Below are 472 nucleotides of genomic sequence, written 5' to 3' on the forward strand. Positions count from 1 at the left end.
GCCTGGTAGAGCCGTGCGTTTCATGTTGGCCGGGTGAATTTCCGGTCGAAGCGCACTATATGAAACTTACGCTGCCGCAAGCGCCTTTTTGGGGTTCGTTTTGGCGGTGCCATAGTTTGAAAACTGTCGGGCCTTGACCCCGGCGTGGATGGAGAACGCATATGCCTGCTGTGCAGGACACGATCGATCGGGTCCGAAAGATCGACGTCGACCAATACAAATATGGATTCCAGACCGAAATCGCGATGGATAAGGCCCCCAAAGGCCTCAGCGAAGACATTATCCGTTTCATTTCGGCCAAGAAGGATGAACCGTCCTGGATGCTGGAATGGCGTCTGGAAGCCTATCGCCGTTGGCTGACGCTTGACGAGCCGACCTGGGCGCGCGTCCACTATCCCAAGATCGATTTCCAGGACATCTACTTCTACGCGGCGCCCAAGAGCACGCCCGGCCCGACCTCGCTCAGCGATGT

1 pseudogene is annotated in these 472 nt (G+C 56.8%); it reads left to right on the plus strand.

Annotation, left to right across the window (positions count from 1 at the left end):
- Positions 1 to 161: 161 nt before the first annotated feature.
- Positions 162 to 472, plus strand: a pseudogene (locus EN932_RS37645) (Fe-S cluster assembly protein SufB); the annotation flags it as partial.

Source organism: Mesorhizobium sp. M7A.F.Ca.US.002.01.1.1 (genome assembly GCF_004022955.1).
Classification (GTDB): Bacteria; Pseudomonadota; Alphaproteobacteria; order Rhizobiales; family Rhizobiaceae; genus Mesorhizobium; species Mesorhizobium ciceri.